This window comes from Nocardiopsis sp. NPDC006938 (assembly GCF_042869555.1).
Classification (GTDB): Bacteria; Actinomycetota; Actinomycetes; order Streptosporangiales; family Streptosporangiaceae; genus Nocardiopsis.
Genome location: NZ_JBIAGA010000014.1, coordinates 35,298 through 54,754, shown reverse-complemented (window position 1 = coordinate 54,754; position 19,457 = coordinate 35,298). Strand labels below are relative to the sequence as shown.

Annotated in this window: 14 protein-coding genes and 1 tRNA gene; 9 read left to right on the top strand and 6 right to left on the bottom strand. The window is 73.4% G+C overall.

What is annotated here, in order from left to right; translation table 11 throughout:
* Positions 1-23: 23 nt before the first annotated feature.
* Positions 24-809 (bottom strand): class I SAM-dependent methyltransferase, encoded by a 786-nt coding sequence (locus ACFYL4_RS20280; protein WP_387519929.1) that lies wholly within the window; start codon positions 807-809, stop codon positions 24-26.
* A 298-nt stretch (positions 810-1,107) separates the two neighbouring features.
* Between ACFYL4_RS20280 and ACFYL4_RS20275 the strand changes: the two genes are divergently transcribed.
* The 8 genes from ACFYL4_RS20275 (at position 1,108) to ACFYL4_RS20240 (ending at position 11,646) form a co-directional block, all read left to right on the top strand.
* Positions 1,108-1,719: a hypothetical protein gene (locus tag ACFYL4_RS20275; RefSeq protein ID WP_357759796.1), complete on the top strand. Its 612-nt coding sequence runs from the start codon at positions 1,108-1,110 to the stop codon at positions 1,717-1,719.
* Entirely contained in the window at positions 1,716-2,861 is a 1,146-nt protein-coding gene (locus ACFYL4_RS20270) for a PrsW family intramembrane metalloprotease (RefSeq protein WP_387519927.1), read from the top strand. The genes ACFYL4_RS20275 and ACFYL4_RS20270 overlap by 4 nt, the downstream gene beginning before the upstream one ends.
* A gap of 81 nt (positions 2,862-2,942) precedes the next feature.
* On the top strand, positions 2,943-3,437 hold the full coding sequence (locus ACFYL4_RS20265; protein ID WP_357759801.1) for a GNAT family N-acetyltransferase: 495 nt from the start codon (positions 2,943-2,945) through the stop codon (positions 3,435-3,437).
* A gap of 164 nt (positions 3,438-3,601) precedes the next feature.
* A complete protein-coding gene (fxsT, locus tag ACFYL4_RS20260; RefSeq protein ID WP_387519925.1) occupies positions 3,602-7,468 on the top strand; it encodes an FxSxx-COOH system tetratricopeptide repeat protein in 3,867 nt (1,288 codons plus the stop codon).
* Positions 7,469-7,538: 70 nt separating this feature from the next.
* On the top strand, positions 7,539-8,594 hold the full coding sequence (locus ACFYL4_RS20255; protein WP_387519923.1) for a TIR domain-containing protein: 1,056 nt from the start codon (positions 7,539-7,541) through the stop codon (positions 8,592-8,594).
* A 10-nt stretch (positions 8,595-8,604) separates the two neighbouring features.
* On the top strand, positions 8,605-9,687 hold the full coding sequence (locus ACFYL4_RS20250) for a hypothetical protein (protein ID WP_387519921.1): 1,083 nt from the start codon (positions 8,605-8,607) through the stop codon (positions 9,685-9,687).
* 147 nt (positions 9,688-9,834) lie between these two features.
* Positions 9,835-11,076 carry a helix-turn-helix domain-containing protein gene (locus ACFYL4_RS20245; protein ID WP_387519919.1) on the top strand — a complete coding sequence of 414 codons (1,242 nt, stop codon included), beginning with the start codon at positions 9,835-9,837 and terminating at the stop codon, positions 11,074-11,076.
* Positions 11,077-11,208: 132 nt separating this feature from the next.
* Positions 11,209-11,646, top strand: coding sequence for a hypothetical protein (locus ACFYL4_RS20240; RefSeq protein WP_357759817.1), 438 nt, complete (start codon positions 11,209-11,211; stop codon positions 11,644-11,646).
* 22 nt (positions 11,647-11,668) lie between these two features.
* Here ACFYL4_RS20240 and ACFYL4_RS20235 read toward each other — a convergent pair whose 3' ends face one another.
* Entirely contained in the window at positions 11,669-13,678 is a 2,010-nt protein-coding gene (locus ACFYL4_RS20235; protein WP_387519917.1) for a prolyl oligopeptidase family serine peptidase, read from the bottom strand.
* A 126-nt stretch (positions 13,679-13,804) separates the two neighbouring features.
* Here ACFYL4_RS20235 and ACFYL4_RS20230 point away from each other — a divergent pair, with 126 nt between their 5' ends.
* On the top strand, positions 13,805-14,386 hold the full coding sequence (locus ACFYL4_RS20230; RefSeq protein WP_387519915.1) for a GNAT family N-acetyltransferase: 582 nt from the start codon (positions 13,805-13,807) through the stop codon (positions 14,384-14,386).
* Between the two features lie 92 nt (positions 14,387-14,478).
* Here the strand turns inward: ACFYL4_RS20230 and ACFYL4_RS20225 are convergent.
* The 4 genes from ACFYL4_RS20225 to ACFYL4_RS20210 all read right to left on the bottom strand — a co-directional run bounded on the left by ACFYL4_RS20225 (position 14,479) and on the right by ACFYL4_RS20210 (position 19,127).
* Positions 14,479-14,552 (bottom strand) — tRNA-Pro (locus tag ACFYL4_RS20225).
* A gap of 80 nt (positions 14,553-14,632) precedes the next feature.
* Positions 14,633-16,438, bottom strand: a complete 1,806-nt coding sequence (locus ACFYL4_RS20220) for a hypothetical protein (protein ID WP_387519913.1) — start codon at positions 16,436-16,438, stop codon at positions 14,633-14,635.
* The gene (locus ACFYL4_RS20215; RefSeq protein ID WP_387519911.1) at positions 16,435-18,264 is read right to left on the bottom strand and encodes a PQQ-binding-like beta-propeller repeat protein; all 1,830 of its coding nucleotides are present in this window, start codon (positions 18,262-18,264) and stop codon (positions 16,435-16,437) included. The genes ACFYL4_RS20220 and ACFYL4_RS20215 overlap by 4 nt, the downstream gene beginning before the upstream one ends.
* An 89-nt stretch (positions 18,265-18,353) precedes the next feature.
* On the bottom strand, positions 18,354-19,127 hold the full coding sequence (locus ACFYL4_RS20210; protein WP_387519909.1) for a hypothetical protein: 774 nt from the start codon (positions 19,125-19,127) through the stop codon (positions 18,354-18,356).
* Positions 19,128-19,457 lie beyond the last annotated feature (330 nt).

Sequence of the window (19,457 nt, the reverse complement as noted above, 5' to 3'; positions counted from 1 at the left end):
CTCACAGGGGTGACCGCGGCGGCTCACTCCGGTGCGGTGACCCTGATCTTCGACTGCCCGTGCGGGCGCTCCTCCCAGTCCTCCATGAAGCGGGCCCGCAGTCCGTGCGCCTCGGCGAGCGCGACGAGGGTGCCCGTGCGGTAGTAGAAGTCCTCGCGCAGCACGTGGTGCTCGGCGCCCTCGGTGCGGTCGAAGGTGAAGTCGAAGAACCCCCCGGGGGCGAGCACCCGACGCACGTGACCCAGGCACTCGTCGATGACCTCCAGCGGGGAGTGCGAGAAGACGCTGTGCGCGTGGACGACGTCGAAGACGCCCTCGGGGAGGAAGTCGAAGGTGAGGTCCTGGGTGAGGGTCAGGTGCGGCAGCTTGTGCTGGAGCCCACGTTCGGCCAGGACCCTCTTGCCCGCGATGAGGATGTCCGGGGAGATGTCGATGCCGTAGTAGCCCCCGGTGTCCAGGTAGTCGATGAACCGCCACCCCGCCCTGAGGTTGCCGCAGCCGATGTCGAGCATCCGGTGGCTGGGCTTCAGGCCGTGTTCGACGAGGTAGTCGAACTGCATCTCGCCGAGGGCGAGCCAGCGTTCCTCGTTGCGGCTGCCGACCGCCGCCCGGGGGTCGCGCGCGGCGTCGGAGGCCATGACCGCGCGGTAGTAGGAGACGTGGTCCCGGTGGGTGAGGCGCAGACGCAGGTCACGCGCGGACCGCAGGACGTGGGGTGCGATGCGGCCGGGATGGCGCAACGCGTAGCGCAACCGGTGGACCAGGGATGAGCGGTCCGTGTTGAGGGGGTCTGTGCTCTGCTTCGGCATCGGTCGCCCGTGCTTCCGTCGGTGGGTCTCACACTGAAGGTGGCATCCCATCACGGGTGGACCGATTCGCCAAGGGGGCTGCGCCGGTGAACCGCGGCCACCTTCGGCCACCGGAGCGGGCGGGGCCGCGCCGTCGGCGGGGTCCTCGCCCCGGGGGCCGCCTCGTCTTTGTCGTCGGTGAAATCACCGCAAAATAACGCCAAGTATCGCCATGTGGACCTTTCGCGACCTTTGTCGGTGTTTCGCTGATGCGAGTACGGCAGTCAGGCACCGGAACGAACGCGGAGACGGGGGCACGATGGTGAACGACAGCGTGGAGCTACGCCACGCCAGGGCCCGGGGCGCACGGAGTGGATGGGTCCCCCTGGGGGTGACTGCCGCGGTGATCGTGGTCCTGACCGGAGGGTGGGCCCTGGTGAACGCGGGCCTGCCTTCGTCCGAGGCGGTGCCCCCGGGCCAGTCCGTGGCCCTGGGCTCCGGAGAGGGCTACGGGGCCTCGCTGACCTTCGACGAGGGCTGGGAGCTCGACACCGGCTCCAGCACGCACGGCCAGCAGTTCCTCTTCGCCAAGGGCCCGGTCAACCTGCAGGTGAGCTTCGTGGAACCGACCGAACGGGTCGACGCCCCCGAACTCTGGAACGGCCTGCGCGAGATGGTCCGGGTCGGCGACGCATCGGCCACCCTCGGGGAACCCCGGCCGATCACCTCCGAGGCGGGCGCGGAGGGGCTGACAGGAGACCTGAGCATCGGGGAGCACACCGGTGTCGCGTCGGTGTTCCCCTCACCGAACGGAGGCTTCGCCGTGGAGACCCAGGCCATCGGCGCCGAGGCCACCACACAGGACATCACCGAGGCGGAGCGGGTCGTCCGGACGATCCGGTTCGACCGGGACACCGGGGGGACCACATGAGCCACGCACGACCCGAACGCGACGTCCCGTCCACCACCGGCGGACGGGTACCGAACCCGCGCGGCTCCGACCAGGGGCACGAGGGCACCGAACGCGGCGCCGTGCCGCGGGCGACACGGCCCCCCGCGCGTCGCCCGCCCGCACTCGTGGCCGCCGTGGCCCTGGGTGTGCTGTGTGCGGGCGGGCTCCTCTACACCATGACGAACTTCTTCGGCGTGATGTGGGTCTTTCCGGCCGAGACGCTGGCGGCCGCCGTCGTGCTGGGGGTGACCGGGCTGGTCGGATTCTGGATACTGCGCCGTATCCGCCCCGTCCGCGCCCCGAGCGCGCTGTTCTCCGTGTTGGCCGTGCTGTGGGGGCTGACGGCCGCGATCGGCCTGTCCCTGTTCGCCAACTCCCAGCTGATGTCGGTGTGGTCGCGGTTGGGTGGCGTCGAGTTCGGTTCCGCGTGGGGCGCCGCGCTGACCGCCCCCCTCAACGAGGAGCTGCTCAAGACCGCCGGAGTGGTGCTCATCGCCGTGATGGCGCCGCGTGTCGTGCGCGGGCCCGTCGACGGCTTCGTGATGGGGGCGCTGGTGGGTCTGGGGTTCCAGCTCGTCGAGGACTTCACCTACGCCCTCAACTCGATCATGATGCAGGGTGCCACGGACGGTGTGGCCTCGGTGCTCCAGACCCTGTTCGTGCGGGTGGGCCTGACCGGACTGGGTTCGCACTGGGCGATGTCGGCGATCGCGGGCACCGCTGTCGGTCTCCTGGCCGCCGCGTCCTGGCGCCCCGACGGGCGAAGGGCCGTCGGGGCGCTGCTGTTGTTCCTGTTGGCGGTGGGGGTCCACTGGTTCTTCGACGCCCCGCTGCTGATGGGCATCCTCGGTGTGCTCGTGAAGACGATGGCGGTGTTCCTGAGCGCGCTGGCCGTGTACTTCGTGGCCCGGCACGCCTACCGGCGACGGGTCCGCCAGTCCCTGTCCGACCAGGGGGAGGAACTGGGAATGCGCCGGTCGGCGGCGGCGTCGCTGTCCAACCGGCGCGTGCGCCACGGCGCCGTGGGCCGGGTTCCGGCCCCGGAGCGGCCGGCCCTCCGCGAGCGGCAGGACCGGATGGTGGCGACGGCCGAGGACCACGCCTCGCGGTACCGGGGCTGAGGCGGGGCCGGGAGAGCGCCCGGGGCGTGATCCACCGCCACGGGCGCTCCTCCGTTCCCGGCGGGCTGGCATCATCGGCCCATGCCCGAAATCACGGAGATCGTCGTCCGCCCGGCCGCCCCCGAGGACCTGCCCGCCGTGGCCGAGCTGCGCTGGTTCTGGGAGAGGGAGAACCGCGGGGAACCGGAGCCGCCGCTGTCGGACTTCGCCGCCCGGTTCGCCGACTGGGCCGCGCTCCACCGGGGCACCCACCACTGTTTCGTGGCCGTCGCGGACGGCGCGGTCGTCGGCATGGCGTGGCTGGCCGTCACCCCGCGCGTTCCGCAGCCGCGCGCGTTCGACCGGGCCTCGGGCGACGTGCAGTGCGTCTACGTGCGCCCCGAGCTGCGCGACCTCGGACTGGGTGGTCGGCTGATCCTCGCGGTGCTGGGGCTGGCCCGCGAACACGGGCTGGAGCGGGTGAGCGTGCACTCCAGCGACCGTGCCGTCCCCGCCTACGCGCGGCACGGTTTCGCCGTCTCGCCCGTTCTCCTGCAAGCCGATCTCAGAAAGAACACCAATACCACTGGTCACTGAATTCACGGCGGTCGTTTTCCCGAACCACCCGCCCAGGTTCCCCGGGGTTCCATTCCGCGAAAAGTGGGAACATCCCCTCTCCCAGGCCGAAAGCCCGTCCGCACGGGACACACGGGCCGACGGGAAGGACCAGGAAAGGGAAGCCTCCCTCCCCCGGAGCCGCGTTGACCAGCAAAGAAATCGGCGCCACGAACTCCGCCGGAAGAATACTCGTGTTCCATTCCCCGCTGCCGGGGAGCAGTTGTACCACCTCCCTGGCCAACGTGGCCTGGAACATCGCCAGCACCGGTCGGAGCGTCCTGCTCGTCGACTTCAACCTGCGCTCCCCCGAACTACGCGAGTACTTCTCCCCCTTGTTCGGGCTACGCGGCGGACGTCCCCAGGGGCTGGTCGACATGATCACCGGGGTCATCGAGGGCTGCCACGTCCCGGGGGCCGATCCCGCCGGGGTGTGCGCCCGCGGCGCCGACCTCGGCGACCAGATCGAGCGCCTGAGCCGCTGGCCGGTCATCCCCGGGGTCCCCGAGGGGGAGATCGGTTATCTGGGTCCGGGCACCGACCACGCGGCCCGGCTCACCCGGCTGGACACCATCCACGGTTCCGGGTTCGCCCGAGGCGGCCTGTCCACGCTCTTCCTGCGCGCGCTGCGCTCCGCTCTGGAAGACAGCGGCTACGACCACGTCCTGGTCGACACCGCGCCCGGCGACGGGCTGCTGGGCCGCCGGTGCGCGGCCGTCCTGGCCGACCAGGTCGCCCTCTGCCTGACCCTGGGCACCACCGCGATCCACAGGTCCGCCCGGATCGCGGCCGATCTGCGCGCCGAGGCCCCGCACGTGCCGGTCCGGCCGGTGCTGACCCGCGTCGACCTGGAGCTTCCCAACCTGGACGAGCTCCGCGACCGGGTGTACGCGACGTTCGCCCCCTGGGTCGAGGCCGACCAGGACGATCCCTGGCGGTACTGGGGGCGGGTCGAGATCCCCTACAAGGCGAGGATCGCCGAACGCCTCACGCTCGCGGCGTTCCTCGAGCGCACCTGGATGCCCAGCTCCCTGTTCCACGCCTACGAGCGGCTCACCTCCGTCCTCACCGGCGGCGAGGTGCCCCGGGGCCGACACCTCACCCAGGAGCAGAGCGAGCAGGTGAGGCTGGTCTTCGAACAGATCAGGCACGGGGCGGTCGCCTCGGTGGTGCTGCTGGCCGACTCACGGGACCGGTCGTGGGCGGACTGGGTGCAACCCCAGCTGGAGTGGGTCGGTATCCGGGTGCACCGGCCCCGCCCGGACCGGGGCTCGCCCCTGCCCGATACCGGTGGTCAGGGCATCATCATGGCGCTGGTCTCGGACCACCTGCACGGGTCACCCGCGTTCGCGCTCCTGAACCGGCTCCTGGAGGCCCCGCAGGGCCGGGGCGGCAACGGCGCGCACCGGGTGCTGGGCGTGACCATCGGCGAGGGGACCCCGCCCCCCGACTTCCCGGACGCCGAGTGGATCAACCTGCGCATCCGTGAGGAGGACGACGCGCGGGGCGCCCTGCTCGCCCGCTTCGACCCCAGGTTTCCCAGCCACCGGTCGCGCGGGCCCGGCCAGGGCCCGAGCTATCCGGGCGCGCCCAACCCGGAGCTGATCAGCAACGCTCCGCACGGCAACCAGAACTTCAGCGGCAGGGAGGGCTTCCTGGAGCGCCTGCGCGACCTCCTCGGCCAGGGCATGGAGGACAAGCCACCTGTGGTGCTGGTGGGGATGCAGGGCAGCGGGAAGTCGGAGATCGTCCGCGAGTTCGTCCGGCGCTTCCGCAGCGACTACGACCTGATCTGGTGGATACGCGCCGACCGCCCGGAGAAGGTCGAGGCCTCCCTCTCCGAGCTGGCGGCGACCGTGGCCGAACGGTTCCCGGACCACCGCTCCCCCGGCGCCGAGCCCGTGCTCGCCGCGCTCCGGGCCGGTCGACCGCTCAACCGCTGGCTCCTGGTGTACGACAACGCGGGCCCGCCGGGCGGGTTGGACGCGCTCATCCCGCACGACCACGGACACGTGATCATCACCTCCTACCACCGGGAGTGGGAGGCCTACGGCCACCGTCGCTGCCTGCACGTCGGCCCCTTCAGCGAAGGCGAGGTGGCCGAGCTCTTCCGGGACCGTCTCCCGGAGGTCGGCGCGGAGGACGCGCTGGCACTGTCCCGGAGGTTGGGCCACCTGCCCGCCCAGCTGCACCGCGCCCTGGAGTGGCTCAACTCGGGGCAGCGGCTGGACGGCGCCGCCGAGGCGGTGGCGGAGTACGCGCGGCTGCTCGACGAGCGCGAACCCTCGGTGGTGCGGGGAGCGGGGTCGTTCGAGGAGCGGTTGAGCAGTTCGCTGGCGCTGGACGAGCTGGATCAGTACCACCCCGCGAGCCTGTGCCTGATCCGGTTGGCCGCGTACCTGTCCCCCGACGGCTTCCCCGAGGACCTGCTGCGCTCCCCGCGCGCGGTCAGCGAGTACGGCGAGGCCGACCCCGCGTACCGTGCGGGGCGGGTCAACTTCAACCACGTCCACTTCCAGCTCACCCGGGTCCTGCTGATGGACTTCGACCGCCAGTTGCGGATGTTCTCGGTGCATCCCGCGGTCCAGGAGGTGGTGCGCGACCGCATCCCGGCCGGGGAGCGGGCCCGGGTGCGCGAGTCGGTGTGCCAGGTGCTGGCCTCCTACGCCCCGCACGACGAGGAGGCCGACGACCCCCGCCACGACCGCCGGTACCAGAACCTGCGCTGGCAGATCATCCCGTCCGGAGCCCATCGGAGCCGGGACGACGAGGTCCGCCGCTGGTTGGTCAACCAGGTGCGCTACCACCACCGCAAGGGCGAGCTGGAGGCGGCGCTGGAGCTGGGTTCCCCGCTACTGCGTCACTGGACCGACGCCTTCGGCGAACGCGACCGTCTGCGGCTGCACCTGGCCACCCAGTTGGCCAACGTCCACCGATCGCGCGGAGAGCACCGCGAGGCCGGTGCGCTCAACGGCCGCACCCTCGAACTCCAACGCGAGGTCCTGGGCGAGCGGCATCCGTTCACCCTGCTCACCCGGCGGGGCATGGGCGCCGACCTGCGGGCGCTGGGCCGGTTCCGGTCCGCGCTCGACCACGACCGGGAGACCTACTCGGCCTATCTGGCCGGGCGCGGGCCGCATCACCAGCACACCCTGCTGGCCGAGCACAACCTGGCGCTGTCGTTGTCGGCGGCCGGCGACTACCCGCAGGCGCTGAGTGTCGGAGAGGGTGCGCACCGGGTCACCCGGGAGGTCCTGGGCCAGGGCCACCCCTACACCTGGATACTGTCCTCGGCCGCGGCGACCTACCGCCGCCGGACGGGCGAGTACGTGATGGCGCACCGGCAGATCCAGCAGGCGGCGCGGATGCTGAGCCGCACCATCGGCGAGCTGTCCTCGCACACACTGCACGCCCTCAAGGAACTGGCCGCGAACGAGCGGCTGGTGGGCGACCCCGGACAGGCACTGGAGCGTATCCGACGGACCCACGAGCGGCACCGTCGCGAGTACGGCGGGGAGCACCCCCGCAGCCTGGCGATGGGGCTGGAGCTGGCCGCGTGCCTGGCCGCCCGCGAACGCCACGACCTGGCCCGAACACAGGCTCTGACCTGTACGGAAGGCTACGCGGAAGTGTTCGGTGAGGACCATCCCTTCACCCTCGTGGCCCGGGCCAACCTGGCCGCCTACGCGTGCCGTTCGGGGCACGTCCGTGAGGCCGAGGTCCAGGCCCGGCGGGCGCACGAGGGACTGGCCGCCGACCCCCAGGTGGGAGCGGGGCACCCGCTCGCGTTGGGAGCGGCGGTGAACCTGGCCAACGCGCTGGTGGCCAAGGGGGAGATCGCGGAGGCGGTGGCTCTGGACGTGCGCACCCAGGAGGAGCTGCACCGGGTGTGTGGAACACACCATCCGCACTACGAGCTGGCCTACGCCAACTACCTCAACAGCACCGCCCGGCACATGGGCGACTCGGTGAGCGAACGCGGGCACGTCGATCTGGAGGTGCCGGAGATCTGAGCGCGCTCGGCGGTGACGGTGGCGTCGCGGGAGCGACCGGGAGGGGAGGTCCAGGGTGGAGACGGCCGGGGTGGAGACGACCGGGGCACCGGGTACGGGAGCGGACGGTGTCAGCGCCTTCTTCACGAGCTACGGCGGGCGCAGGGCCGACCGCGAACACGTGCTGCGCTTCCACGCCGATCTGGAGGGCATGGTCCGGCTGCACACCGACGACCACGCCTTCGGCGCGACCGGACCGACCCTGGAGCCGGGCGGGGGCTGGCGGGCCGAACTCCACCGGCACTGCGCCACCACGCGCACCCTGGTGGTCCTGTTGAGCGAGACCCACCTGAACAGCGCCTGGTGCGCGCGGGAGTGGTGGATCGTGGAGGAGCGGGTGCGGCGCTTCCGGAGCGGCGGGGGACCTCCGCACCACATCCTGCCCCTGGTCTGGCAGCCGCTCACCGGTCCGCTTCCCCGGGCCGTGCGGGAGCGCCAACGCCTGGACTGGGTAGGGGTGGCCGGACACGCGGACGCCGGAGTGCTGGAGCTGATGCTCACCGACCCGGCCGCCTACCGGGCCCTGTGCTACCGGATCGGCGCCCTGGTGGCCCGCTCGGCGGCGGTCGCCCTGCCCGCCCTCCCGGAGGCGCTCGCCCGGCGTGCCGTTCCGGCCTGGGACGCGGCCGCGCGCAGGGCGGGCGGCGACCCGGACGGGGTGGACGCGGAGGCGGGCGCCCCGGAGAGCGTCCGCGGGGTCGAGACGAGCGCGGACCGCGTGGCCGAAGCGGGCGGCGGGCTCCCACGCGGCGCCGTCGGCGAACGGGCCGTCCGCGTCCTGCTCACGGTCGGGGCGCTGGACGATCCCGCCTGCTGGGAGGCCTTCCTGAGCAGGCTCGGAGAACTCCGCAGGGACCGGGCGCTCAATCCCCGGTACTGGTCACTCTCCCAACCCGCCCCCGAACGCCTCGACCACCTCGTGGCCCACCTGCGCGCCCAGCACCCCGACCCCCACGCCCTCGCCTGGCTCGCCCGGGCGGTGGCCGACACCGCCGGTGCCTCCGACGCGGCCCACGCCCTGCTCGCCCTCCTCCCCCGGGACGGGTCCGCGCCGGAGGACACGCCGACCGACCTCACCGCACCGTGATGGAGCCCCCGTGAAGAACGCACCCCCTCCGGCGAGGCGGCCCAGGATCGCCGTCGTCGGCAGCGTCGACGCCTCCCGCGAGTACGAGCCGGCCCTGAGCGCCACCGACCAGGTGGGCGCCGCGTGTCACGAACTCGGCCGCGAACTGGCGCTGGCCGGTTACGATCTCGTGGTCTTCGCCGACGACGAACACTACGTGGAGACCCTGGTGGCGCGCGGGTACGCGGCGGCCGCCGCCCCGGACGCGCGCATCATCGCCCACCCGCCCCGGCACCAGGACTACGCGCCCGACCTGCCGGAGGGGTCGCGGGTGCGTGTGACCACCGTTCGCGACACCGGCGCGGAGTGGGAGGTGCCGTACTACCGGACGCTGTTCGAGGTGGACGGGATCGTCCTGGCCGGTGGCGGCCGTTCCACCCGGGTGACCGGGGTCGTGGCGCTGGCCCACGGTATCCCGGTCGTGCCGCTGGCCGCGTTCGGCGGTGCCGCCCGCCAGGTGTGGGTGTACCTGGACGGCTCCGGTGAGTACGTCGACCGCGAGGACGTCCGGGCCCTGGGAGAGTCGTGGTCGCCGGGCTCGGCGCGGCGGATCACGGCGGTGCTGCGCGGGCAGATGGAGCGCCGTGCCGAGCGGCGGCGTGAACGCGAGCGGGCCCGGCGGTGGGGACGCCTGCGCGAGTCGGCCGGGTTGGTGGGCGCGATCCTGCTGCTGCTCGCCGCCCTGGCCTCGATCGTGCTGGCCGGGGGACCGGGCCCGGCCGACCCGGTCGGCCTGAGCCTGCTGTTGGCCGGTCCCATGTGCGCGGCGGTCTCGGGGGCATTGATCCGTGACTCGTTCGGTCCGGCCCCCTCCGCGCTCCGCGCCTGCGCCCGAGGTCTGGGCGCCGGTGCGGTGTCGGTGCTGCTGTACGTGGCGGCCCAGCTGTTGACCGTCCCGGAGCTGTTGGCGGAACTGGACGCCCGACGGCTGCTGTTCTTCGTGGTGCCGGTGGGGTTCACGGCGGGGTTCACCTTCGACCTCGTCTTCGAGCGTCTGCGCAGCCCCGCCGGGCCCCAGGTGGCTCCCGCGCCTACCCAGAGCACTCGCGCCTGAACGGTGTCGTCGCAGTTCGGAGGGGGTCCGACCGGGCTATGGGCGGTGTGTGGGGCCCGACTGGGCGAGGTCGAGCGATTTCCGCCCTGGGGCACGGACCCGGCTCGTAGCCTGGACCCCGCCACTCCCCCAGGGAAGGACGACGCGATGCCCGTGGACGGCGACCCGGACCCGAACGAGGCCGGAATCCCCTTCGGTACCCGCCTGAAGCTCAACCGCACCAGACGGGGCCTGACCCGTGAGGTGTTGGGGGGCCTGGTGGGCCGGTCGGCGTCGTGGGTGAAGGCCGTGGAGACCGGGCGGTTGGACACCCCCAAGCTCCCGATCCTGCTCGGGCTGGTGGAGGCGCTGCGCCTGCGCGACCTGGCCTCGCTCACCGGCGAGCAGTCCGTGCCCGTGGAGCCGTTCACCGGACCCGGGCACGCGATGCTGCCCGGTGTGCGGGCGTCGGTCAACGCCCTCGCCCTGGACGACGACCGGCCCGCTCCCCCGCCCGAACGGCTGCGCGCCCGGTTGGCCGGAGCCTGGCGGGCCCGGCACTCCTCGCCCCACCACCGCGACGTGCTGGGGCGGCTGCTCCCGGGGCTGTTCGCGGACGCCCAGTTGTCGGTGGACGGCGCCGTGGACGGGCCCGCCCGCCGCGCCGCGTGCTCGGTGCTCTCGGAGGTGTGCTCGCTGGCCCAGTTCTTCGTCGCCTACCAGCCCGCGCAGGGGCTGCTGTGGCGGGTGGCCGAACGCGGCATGGTGACCGCACGGGAGGCGGACGACCCCCACGCACTGGGTGTGGCGGCCTGGCTGCTGGCCCAGGCGCACCGGGACGCCGGTGACTGGGAGGCCGCCGACGCGGTCACCGAGGACGCCAGCGCGCACCTGGAACGGCACCTGGCCGACGCGGGGCCGGACCTGCTGGCGGTGTGGGGCGCGCTCCGGTTCGAGGCGGGGTACACGGCCGCGCGGCGAGGTGAGGCGGGGACGGCCTGGCGGCACTGGGACACCGCCCGGCGCGCCGCCGAACGGCTGCCCGACTCCTACTACCACCCGATGACCTCGTTCTCGCGACCGGTGATCGGCGCGCACGCGGTCACCGTGGCGGTGGAGCTGCGCAGCGGCCACGAGGCGGTACGCCAGTCCGCCCGGGCCCCGGCGGAGGCGATTCCGTCGCGACCGCGCGGGGCCCGGCACCGGATCGAGCAGGCCCGCGCGTACCGGTTGGCCGGTCGACCGGACGAGGCGCTGCGGGTGCTGGAGTCGGCGCACGCGGCGGCTCCCGAGACGGTCCGCTACAACGGCTTCGCCCGACGCATGGTCGTGGAGGAGCTGGAGTCGCGGGACCCCCGGCGACGGGAGGGGGCGGGCGTCCTCGCCGAACGGATCGGGCTGCTGGCCTGAGCTGGGCCGCGCGCGAACCGGGGTCACAATCTGTACCCTTCGCATTCGCTCACGCACTTAGGGTCACAGCATGTCACGGTCCCGGGCGCCGCTAGGGGCGCCCGGGGCCCGTCCAACAACGCGGGGGGCGCCGTGAACGACGCGGCCGTCATCGAGGCCGGAGACCGGCCGACCCTGGAGGCGTGGGCGCGGGCCATGCGCGCGACGGTCCTCCCGGTCGCCGAGGACTGGTGGTCGATCACCTACCAGGCCGAGGCCGTGCTACCCGACGGCCGCCGGGTGCGCTGCCGCTACCGGTACGTGATCCCCCACCAGGCCGCGCTGCGACGCTGGCGGCGCACCTATGTGGTGGGGCTGGTGCACGCCACCGGGCGGGCCCGGTGCCACCACGTGCGCAGGGTGATCCCGCCGGGTGACACCGAGGCCGAGGAGCGGCGCCGAGCGGAGCTGATCGCCTCGGCGCAGGTGGCCACCGAACGGCAGGACGCGTGCGGCGCGAGCGTGGACAACCTGGAGGTGTACGTGGTGGAGCGGGCCACCCGGTGGCGACCGGGAACGGCCCGCTACTGAGCGCGGATGTCTCCACCGCCCCTCACCAGGGCAGGGACTCGGGGATCGGCGCGGCCCCCAACAGGTGCTGGTCGCAAAAGGCCAGCACGGTCTCGTTCCACACCCGGCTGTTGGAGGGCGTGAGCACCCAGTGGTTCTCGTCGGTCAGTTGCAGGAACCGGTGCGGCATGGTCTCCGGCGGGCCCTCCCACCCCGAGACCAGGTCCCACCACATGCGCAGCGCCTCGCTCACGGGCACCCGGTAGTCACGGTTGCCGTGGGTGATCAGCACGGGGGTGACCACGCGTGACGCCCCCTGGTGCGGGGAGAAGTCGCGGTACCACTCGGGCTGCTCGTCCTCCATCCCGTGCACGCGCATCTTCTTCGAGGCCGCGTCGGTGGTGCGGTGCTGCTGGCCCATCGCCCACGACCCGGCGTGCGTCACCACGGCCGAGAAGCGGTCGGTCCGCCCCGCGATCCAGCTGACCATGAAGCCGCCGAAGGAGGCGCCGAGCAGAGCCGTGCGCGAACCGTCCAGTTCCGGGCGCTCCAGCACCTGGTCGAGGAGCGCCTCGCACTCCCCGTAGACGACGTCCGGCCGCCGGGGCCACCCGCGGTTGAGCCCCGCGTGCCCGTAGCCGGTGGACATGGCGGGGTCGGGCATCAGCACGGCGTAGCCGCGCGCGACCGCCAGCCACGGGCACCATCGCCAGGACCACGCGTTGAAGGAGCTGTGGGGACCGCCGTGAATCCACAGCATCACCGGGGCCGGAGCGACAGCGGAGGCGCCGTCGGGAAGACACAGCCAGGCGCCGACCCGCACGCCGTCGACGTCGGCCCACACCCGTTCGAGCCGACCCGGCAGCGTGTCCACCGCCCCCGGGGCGGGGAGCCCGGTCCGCTCGCCGCCGGGGGCCAGCCGCACCGGACGGGCCGGGGTGGCGACGTCGGAGCGCAACGCGTACAGGGACCCGTCGGGCGCCGGGGCCAGGGACGTGAACACACCGGCCTCCGCCAGGGTTCGCACCCGCCCGGTACCCGGGTCGACGGAGAGCACCGCTCCCGAGGAGCGCAGGTCACCGGTGACCAGGAGGGAGCCTCCGTGGTCCCACACGTACCCGCCGAACGTGAGGTCCCCGACGTCGACCGCCGTCGGTTCCCCTCCGTCCAGCCGGTGGATCTCCAGGAAGGCGTAGCCGGTGTCCTTGGGGGTGGAGACGGTGGTCCGCGTGACCGCGAGAAGGGAGCCGTCCGGGGAGAAGACCGGCGCGCCGTACTCCTGGTGGTCGTCGGCGGCCAACACCACGGTGCGCTCACGGGTGCGGGTGTCGATCAGCACGAGGCCGGTCCGGGTCTGCCCGCGCTCGACCCGCTCGGTCCAGGTCGTGGCGACGGTACGCCCGTCCGGTGAGAGGTCGGCCGACGCTCCCGACAGCGCCAGAGTGTCGGCGTCCTCCGTCAGGTCCCGCACGCGGCCGTCCGGAGCGACGAGCACCAGGCGCGGACTCACGTCGCCGAGCTCGTGGTCCCACCTGCGGATCGGCATACCGGTGTGCCAGATCGCGCACCGTTTGGCCTGGCCGCGGGCGCGGCGGCGCTCCGCGTCCCCGTCGAGGGCGCCACCGGCGAGCACGCTCGTCGTGGCGAGGACCGAACCGTCGGCCGCGACACCGACCAGTCCCAACCCCCCGGGAGTCCGGGCGACGAGGGTCGCCTCACCCTGTTCGGGCAGGCGCCAGAGGCCCGCCGCGTCGGCGGGGTCGTCCTCCCCCGGGGCGGGGCGCCGCGAGGTGAACAGCAGCGCGCCGTCCGAGGAGAAACGCGGCGCGCCCTCCCCCTGCGAGGAGAACGTCAGTCTGCGGGCCGGGGCGAGACCCTCCGGATCGAGCTCCCACAGGGCCGTCCGCCGGGCCGCCCCGTGGTCGTCGACCTCGTCGACGGAGGCGACCACCCGGCCGTCCGGTCCGGCGGCCACGGACGTGACCCTGGGAATCCGCGTGAAGGCGTCGATGTCGGCGAAGTCGGAGAACGGAGCAGGTGTCGGTGAGGGCATCGGGTCACGTTAGCGTGCGGGGTGACCGGCGAGCCAGCGCGGGAGGAGGCGCGCGCGACGGGCGGGTTCGCCGCCCGCCCCGGGAGACCGCTCCGCCCGCCTCCCGCGCCGTGTCATCCTGGCACCATGACCATCGACGTACGCCCGGCCACGGTCTTCGACGACGTCCGGACCCTGGTGGGCCCCCGGTCGCCCCAGGCCAACGTGTGTTGGTGCCTGAGTCATCGGGTCCCGTCCAAGCTCAACAAGGAGCTTCGCGGCCCCGCCCGCGGCGCCTACGTGGAGCGACTGTGCCGCGAGAGCCCCCCGCCCGGCGTGCTGGCCTACGACGGCGACGAACCGGTCGGCTGGGCCGCCGTGGCGCCGCGCTCGGCGACCTCCTTCGCCCGGTACCGGAAGATTCCGCACGTCGACGACCTGCCGGTGTGGTCCCTGTGGTGTATCCGGGTGCGCCCCGGCCACCGTAAACAGGGGATCTCGCACGCCCTGATCACCGAGGCCGTCGCGTTCGCCCGCTTCCACGGCGCTCCGGTGGTCGAGGCCTATCCCCTGGACAACGGCGGCACCAGGGTGGACCAGACGATGGCCTATCCCGGCCTCAGGAAGAACTTCGAGCGCGCCGGGTTCGTCCACGCCGCCGACACGACCTCGGTCCTGTCCGGCCACCCCCGTGTCTTGATGCGGCGGGATACGCGGTCGGACCCCTGACTCGCCGGAGGCCGTAGCGGCCGACGCGCGCGGACGTTCCCGCTCCGGGCACACGAAAAAGGGCGTTCACCTGAGTGAACGCCCTTCGCCTGTCGGGACGGCGGGATTTGAACCCACGACCCCTTGACCCCCAGTCAAGTGCGCTGCCAAACTGCGCTACGTCCCGGCCGCCGGGCGGGCGCTCGCGCGCCTCGCCAACAGGTGAAACCCTACCGTATTCGGGAGGGCGCTCGAACCCGGTCAGGCTCAGGTTCCGGGCCCCACGCCGACGACGTGCGCCCGGTCCCCCACCGCGAGACCGGACACCACGACCGCGCCCGGGGCCAGCGCCACGCCGAAGGCGGAGCCGTCCGCTTCCAGCCCCTCGACCGCCGTGTCGAGCCTGACCACGGACCCCTCGGAACCCCACGCGCCAACCAGCAGGTAGGCGGCCGCTCCCCCGGCCGCGCCGACCGGGGCGCGCGGCACGCCCGGAACAGCGGCGAACAGTTCGGGCCCGGTCGCGACGGCGCCCAGCTCCAGGGAGCGTTCCTCCTCGTCAGCGGTGAGCGCGTCCTCGAACGCGAACTCCAGGGAGGCCTCGGTCTCGGTGGTGGGCTCGTCTCCGCCCGGAGGGACGACCACCGGCCGTTCCAGGCGGTACTCGACCCGGCGGGCGCCGTCGTCGTACGCGGTGAACAGCAGCCGCTCCCCGTCGACGGGGTCCACACGCGGAGCCCCGTCCACGGGGAGGTCCTCGGCGATCACCGCTCCGTCCCGCCCGCGCAGCGCCAGCGCCCCGGGGTCGTCGCCGCCGTAGCGGGCCAGCACGGCCCAACCGTCCGGGGCCGACACCAGCTCCTCCACTGGACCGGGGAGGTCGCCCCGCTCGAACCACTCGCCGTGCGCGGCCAGGACCCGTACCGGGTCCTGGCCCCGGTGGCGGCTCTCCTCCTCGCACGCGTCGGGCACCAGTATCCGGGCGCCAGCGACCACGGGGGCACCCGCCGCCGCGCACCCGTCCGGGACCTCGGCGTGCTGCCAGATGGCGCCCGTGGAGTGGTCCCGGACGACGAACCCGCCCTCCGGCCCGACCTCGACGAACGTGGCGTTGGTGAACAGAACCCCCTCCACGCGGTCGTGGACGGTGTGCCGACCGACCAGCCTGCCGGTGTCACTCTCCAGGATCGCCAGCGCGCGCCCCCGCCCGTCCATGGCCGACGCGTCCCGGTAGAGGACCCCGACGCGTTCGGTGTCCGGGGAGACTCCCGACCACAGGGTCTCGCCCACCGGCCGGAACCGCCAGCGTTCGGTACCGTCCCCGCTGTCCAGCGCCCACACCCCGCCGTCGTCGAGGACCAGCGCCCCCGTCCCCGTGGCGGCCACGCGGACACCTCCCGCCGACCCCTCCTCCGGGTGCTCCCACACCCAGGCCACCTCGTCTCCGCGCACCGGCTCCCCCGGCTCCCCGGAGGGGGCGGCGAGGGTGTGTTCGAGCCGGTCGCGGTCGAGGACCACGGGGACCGCGAACGCCGCCAGTGCGACCGCGGGGGCGAGCACGGCCGCCAGGACCGCGCGCCGGGCCCGCCCGGGGGCGGGCCGCAACGGTTCGGGGCGGCCCGAGACCGCGAGCGCGAGGCCCCCGACGAGCAGCGCCACGGCGACCAGAAGCCACAGGTGGGAGACCCAACCCGGGTCGGTCAGCACGTCCGGGGCCGACCGTGCCCCGCCGCCCTCCTCCTCGCTCGGAGACCGCGCCTCACGCAGGAGGGTCGGCAGGGCCAGGAACGCCACCAGGGCGGCGCTGGCCCGCACCGGCCCCGACCCCTCTCCGGGGCCGGGCACCGGAGCGTCCCCTACCGGCCGTTGGGCCCGTCCGCCCCGGCCCCAGGCGACGACGAGCAGTGCCACCGCACCGCCCAGGGCCCAGTGGAGGGGGCCCGGCCCGCCCCACCCGGCGGGACCCCCCGTCACCAGCAGGGCCACCAGCGGCGGGCCCGCGGCGAGCACCGAACCGGTTCCCACCCAGGCCAGCGGCGTCCACAGACCGTCCACGTCGATCCGGCGCGTCACGGAACCAACCCCTCCACTCGACTCCCGCCCTCCTCCTGTCCCACCAGGGCCGCCACCGCCCCCGGGGCCCGTGCCAGCTGGCGCACGTCCCCCGGCGCGCTCAGAACGATCCGCTGGTCCAACCCCGCCCCCCACCGCTCCCCCGGTGACACCGCCAGGACAGCGGCGGGTTCGCGCCCCGCGGTGTCCTGTTCGACTTCGGTGAACAGCACCTGGTCCGAGAGCACCGTGTTGTCCTGGACGAAGAGGTCCCTGAACAGACCCCCCGCACCCACCAGCGTGGTGCGGTCACCCGAGGTGTCCACACGCTGGATCTCGGCCCCCTGGCCGGACCGGGTGAAGAGCACGTCGGCGCCCGCGCCGTCGGCGGTGAGCAACAGGTCAGGGGAGAGATCATCGTCCCCCTCCAGCAGATCGGACGAGAGATCCAGCAGCTCCTCACCGGTGTCCGGGTCCAGCAGCAGGCCACGGACGCTCGACGACCTGCGCTGCACGACCAGGGCGTCACCCCGGTCCTGCGTGCCCGGAGCCACCCACGGGTCACCGGGCACGAAGGCGTCCTCCCAGTCCCGCCGTTCGTGGCTCCACAGCTCCTCGCCGGTGCGCAGGTCCAGGGTGGCCACCCGGAACACCGTGGGGACCTCGCCGCGATCGACGAGCTGGCCGACGTCGGTCCGCTCCTCGTAGACGACGTCCTCGTCGACGCAGACGACCGCGAGGACGACCGTGTCCCCCCGCACCCGGCCCCGGCCGCCGTCGCAGACGTGGTCCTGGTCCGTCCCCAGCGTCCGGTGCCAGAGCTCCGCGCCCGTCCCGGCGTCCCAGGCGCTGAGCCCCGCCGCCCTGTCGTCCTCCGGGCGGGACCGCCAGTCCGTGTGGACGCGCACCCCATCCGACCACCCGAGCAGTCGCCCACCGTTCACCGGCAGGGTGTACTCGGCCAGGCGCTCTCCCGTGGCCAGGTCGAACACCTCCGTGACGGGGACGGGTTCGGTGTCGTCGTCCGTCACCGGTGTGTACGTGAGGTAGGCGCCGTCCCGGCCCACCAGCACGGAGACCTCCTCGTCGGCGGCGTGCACCTCGGGTCGACGGTACGACCACACCGGTGTGCCGTCGGTGCCGTCCAGGGCCACCACGCCGTCCTGGAGCACGACGAGGGGGCCGTGGACACCGGGCTCGACCCGGTCGACGTCGGCGCCCCGCTCCGGCCGCCACACCCAACCGGCCTCCCGCACCCGGTCCGGGAGGGGGACCGCCGAGGGCGGGTCCCCGGCGACGACGTGGCGTGCCCGGGTGCCGTCACCGGTGCCGACGACCAGTGGGCCCAACGTCCCGACCAGCACCACGGCGAACGCGCCCGCACCGAACCCGGTCAGGGTGCGCGAACGCCGGTGGGGCTCGGGGCGTCGCACGGCGGTGAGCAGGAGCACCAGGCCGAGTGCGACGGCGCAGACCACCGTTCCGGCACGGAACTCGCTGGGCGTGAGGGTGTTCCGGTCCGGTGCTCCTGCGCCCAGGAACACACCGTTGGTCGCGATGAGCGACACCACGAGCGCGGTGCCGCCCACGAGCACCACGTAGTCCCAGCCGCCCTCAGCGGCCTGATCCCCGTCATACCGGGCGCGGCGCCAGCGGACCCCGGCCAGCAGGACGAACGCCCCGATCAGGCAGGACCAGAACCAGCCCCACCCGGTGGCCGCGAACAACCCCTCCTCCAGCTCCGAGGGGTGCAGGACCAGTGCCACGACGGCCAGGACGAGCGCCCCGGCGATCGTTCCCGCCCCGACCCACGCCGGAACGCCCTCCATGCGCCGCTCGCCCGCCAACCCGCACCGTCCCACCCGTGATCACGTGTACCAAAAGCCCCACAACGTGACGAGAAGGTAGCAGGGGCGGGACACGGGTCGGTGTCGCGTCAGCCGAACAGGTCGGGGCGGTGGCGGCGGGCCTGGTCCACCAGCGGGTTGTCCCACCCGCTGCCGCCCGCGGCCTGGAAGGAGACCGCGACCAGCTCGGCGCCGGTCTGGGGGTGGCGGGGCTGCGCGGACAGCACGGACCTCATGCGCGCCGCCCTCTCGGGGATGACCCTCTCCCCCCAGCCGACCAGACCACGGGACTCCAGGTCCTTGACCTGGACCTGCCGCCCGCCGACCCCGACGCCCGGACCGGCCGCCACACGGTCGATGGTCCTGCCGATCTGCGTGGCGTCCCGCCAGCGCAGACGTACCTCGAACCCCATGTGGTCGCGAAGCTCCACCCCGACCGGGGAGATCACCACGACGGTGCCCATGAGCATACGCCGGGTGTTGCGGATCGGGATGGCGGTGAGGCACAGCGTGGCCAGGGCGCCGACGACGACTCCACCGGCCACCCCCGTCCCGGGGTTGGCCGTCTCGAAGAAGATGGACGCCAGGACCAGGATGACGAGGAAGAACACGCCCAGGAGTGGGCTGAACGCCAGCAGGTAGCGCAGGTAGGTGCCCGCGTCTCCCTCGGGGCGCGCGGTGAGGGTCCACGGCTCGCCCGGCAGCGCCCAGCCGGGAGAGCGCGTCCACCCCTGGGGGAGGCCTTCCACCGGAACCCGCCACTGGTGGTTCGGGTGTTGGGGGTGCTGGTGCGGGGGCTGCGGGTGCCCCTGCTGTTGGGGGACCGGGTACGGGTTCCCGTGCGAAGGGTCCGACCAACTCACGACCGAACCTCCCGGCCCGGTTCGGGTCTCGTGGTCCTGTCCATGGATTCCCCCGTTCGCTCGCGTCCCGGCCAGGACCCCTCGCCCCGGCCCCGGGCGCCAGCAAAGTGTGCCAGCGAGAGCGGACCGGTTCGCCCGTCGACCGCCGGGACCTGGGAAGAATTGGCCGCATCCGGCCAAACATGAGAAGTACTCACCTTTGTGACGGCTCGCCACGGCCGAGAAGAACAACCCGCCACACCCCGGCGACGCGCGAAAGGACGCCGGATGATCACCCTCGGTGACACCCCGCCGGAGCCCCAGCACCTGGAAGGAGCCCAACCGGTGATC

Bases quoted from the DNA above. Each gene is read 5' to 3' on its own strand.
- ACFYL4_RS20280 (WP_387519929.1), bottom strand. From the start codon at position 809: ATGCCGAAGCAGAGCACAGACCCCCTCAACACGGACCGCTCATCCCTG.
- ACFYL4_RS20275 (WP_357759796.1), top strand. From the start codon at position 1,108: ATGGTGAACGACAGCGTGGAGCTACGCCACGCCAGGGCCCGGGGCGCA.
- ACFYL4_RS20270 (WP_387519927.1), top strand. From the start codon at position 1,716: ATGAGCCACGCACGACCCGAACGCGACGTCCCGTCCACCACCGGCGGA.
- ACFYL4_RS20265 (WP_357759801.1), top strand. From the start codon at position 2,943: ATGCCCGAAATCACGGAGATCGTCGTCCGCCCGGCCGCCCCCGAGGAC.
- ACFYL4_RS20245 (WP_387519919.1), top strand. From the start codon at position 9,835: ATGCCCGTGGACGGCGACCCGGACCCGAACGAGGCCGGAATCCCCTTC.
- ACFYL4_RS20235 (WP_387519917.1), bottom strand. From the start codon at position 13,678: ATGCCCTCACCGACACCTGCTCCGTTCTCCGACTTCGCCGACATCGAC.
- ACFYL4_RS20230 (WP_387519915.1), top strand. From the start codon at position 13,805: ATGACCATCGACGTACGCCCGGCCACGGTCTTCGACGACGTCCGGACC.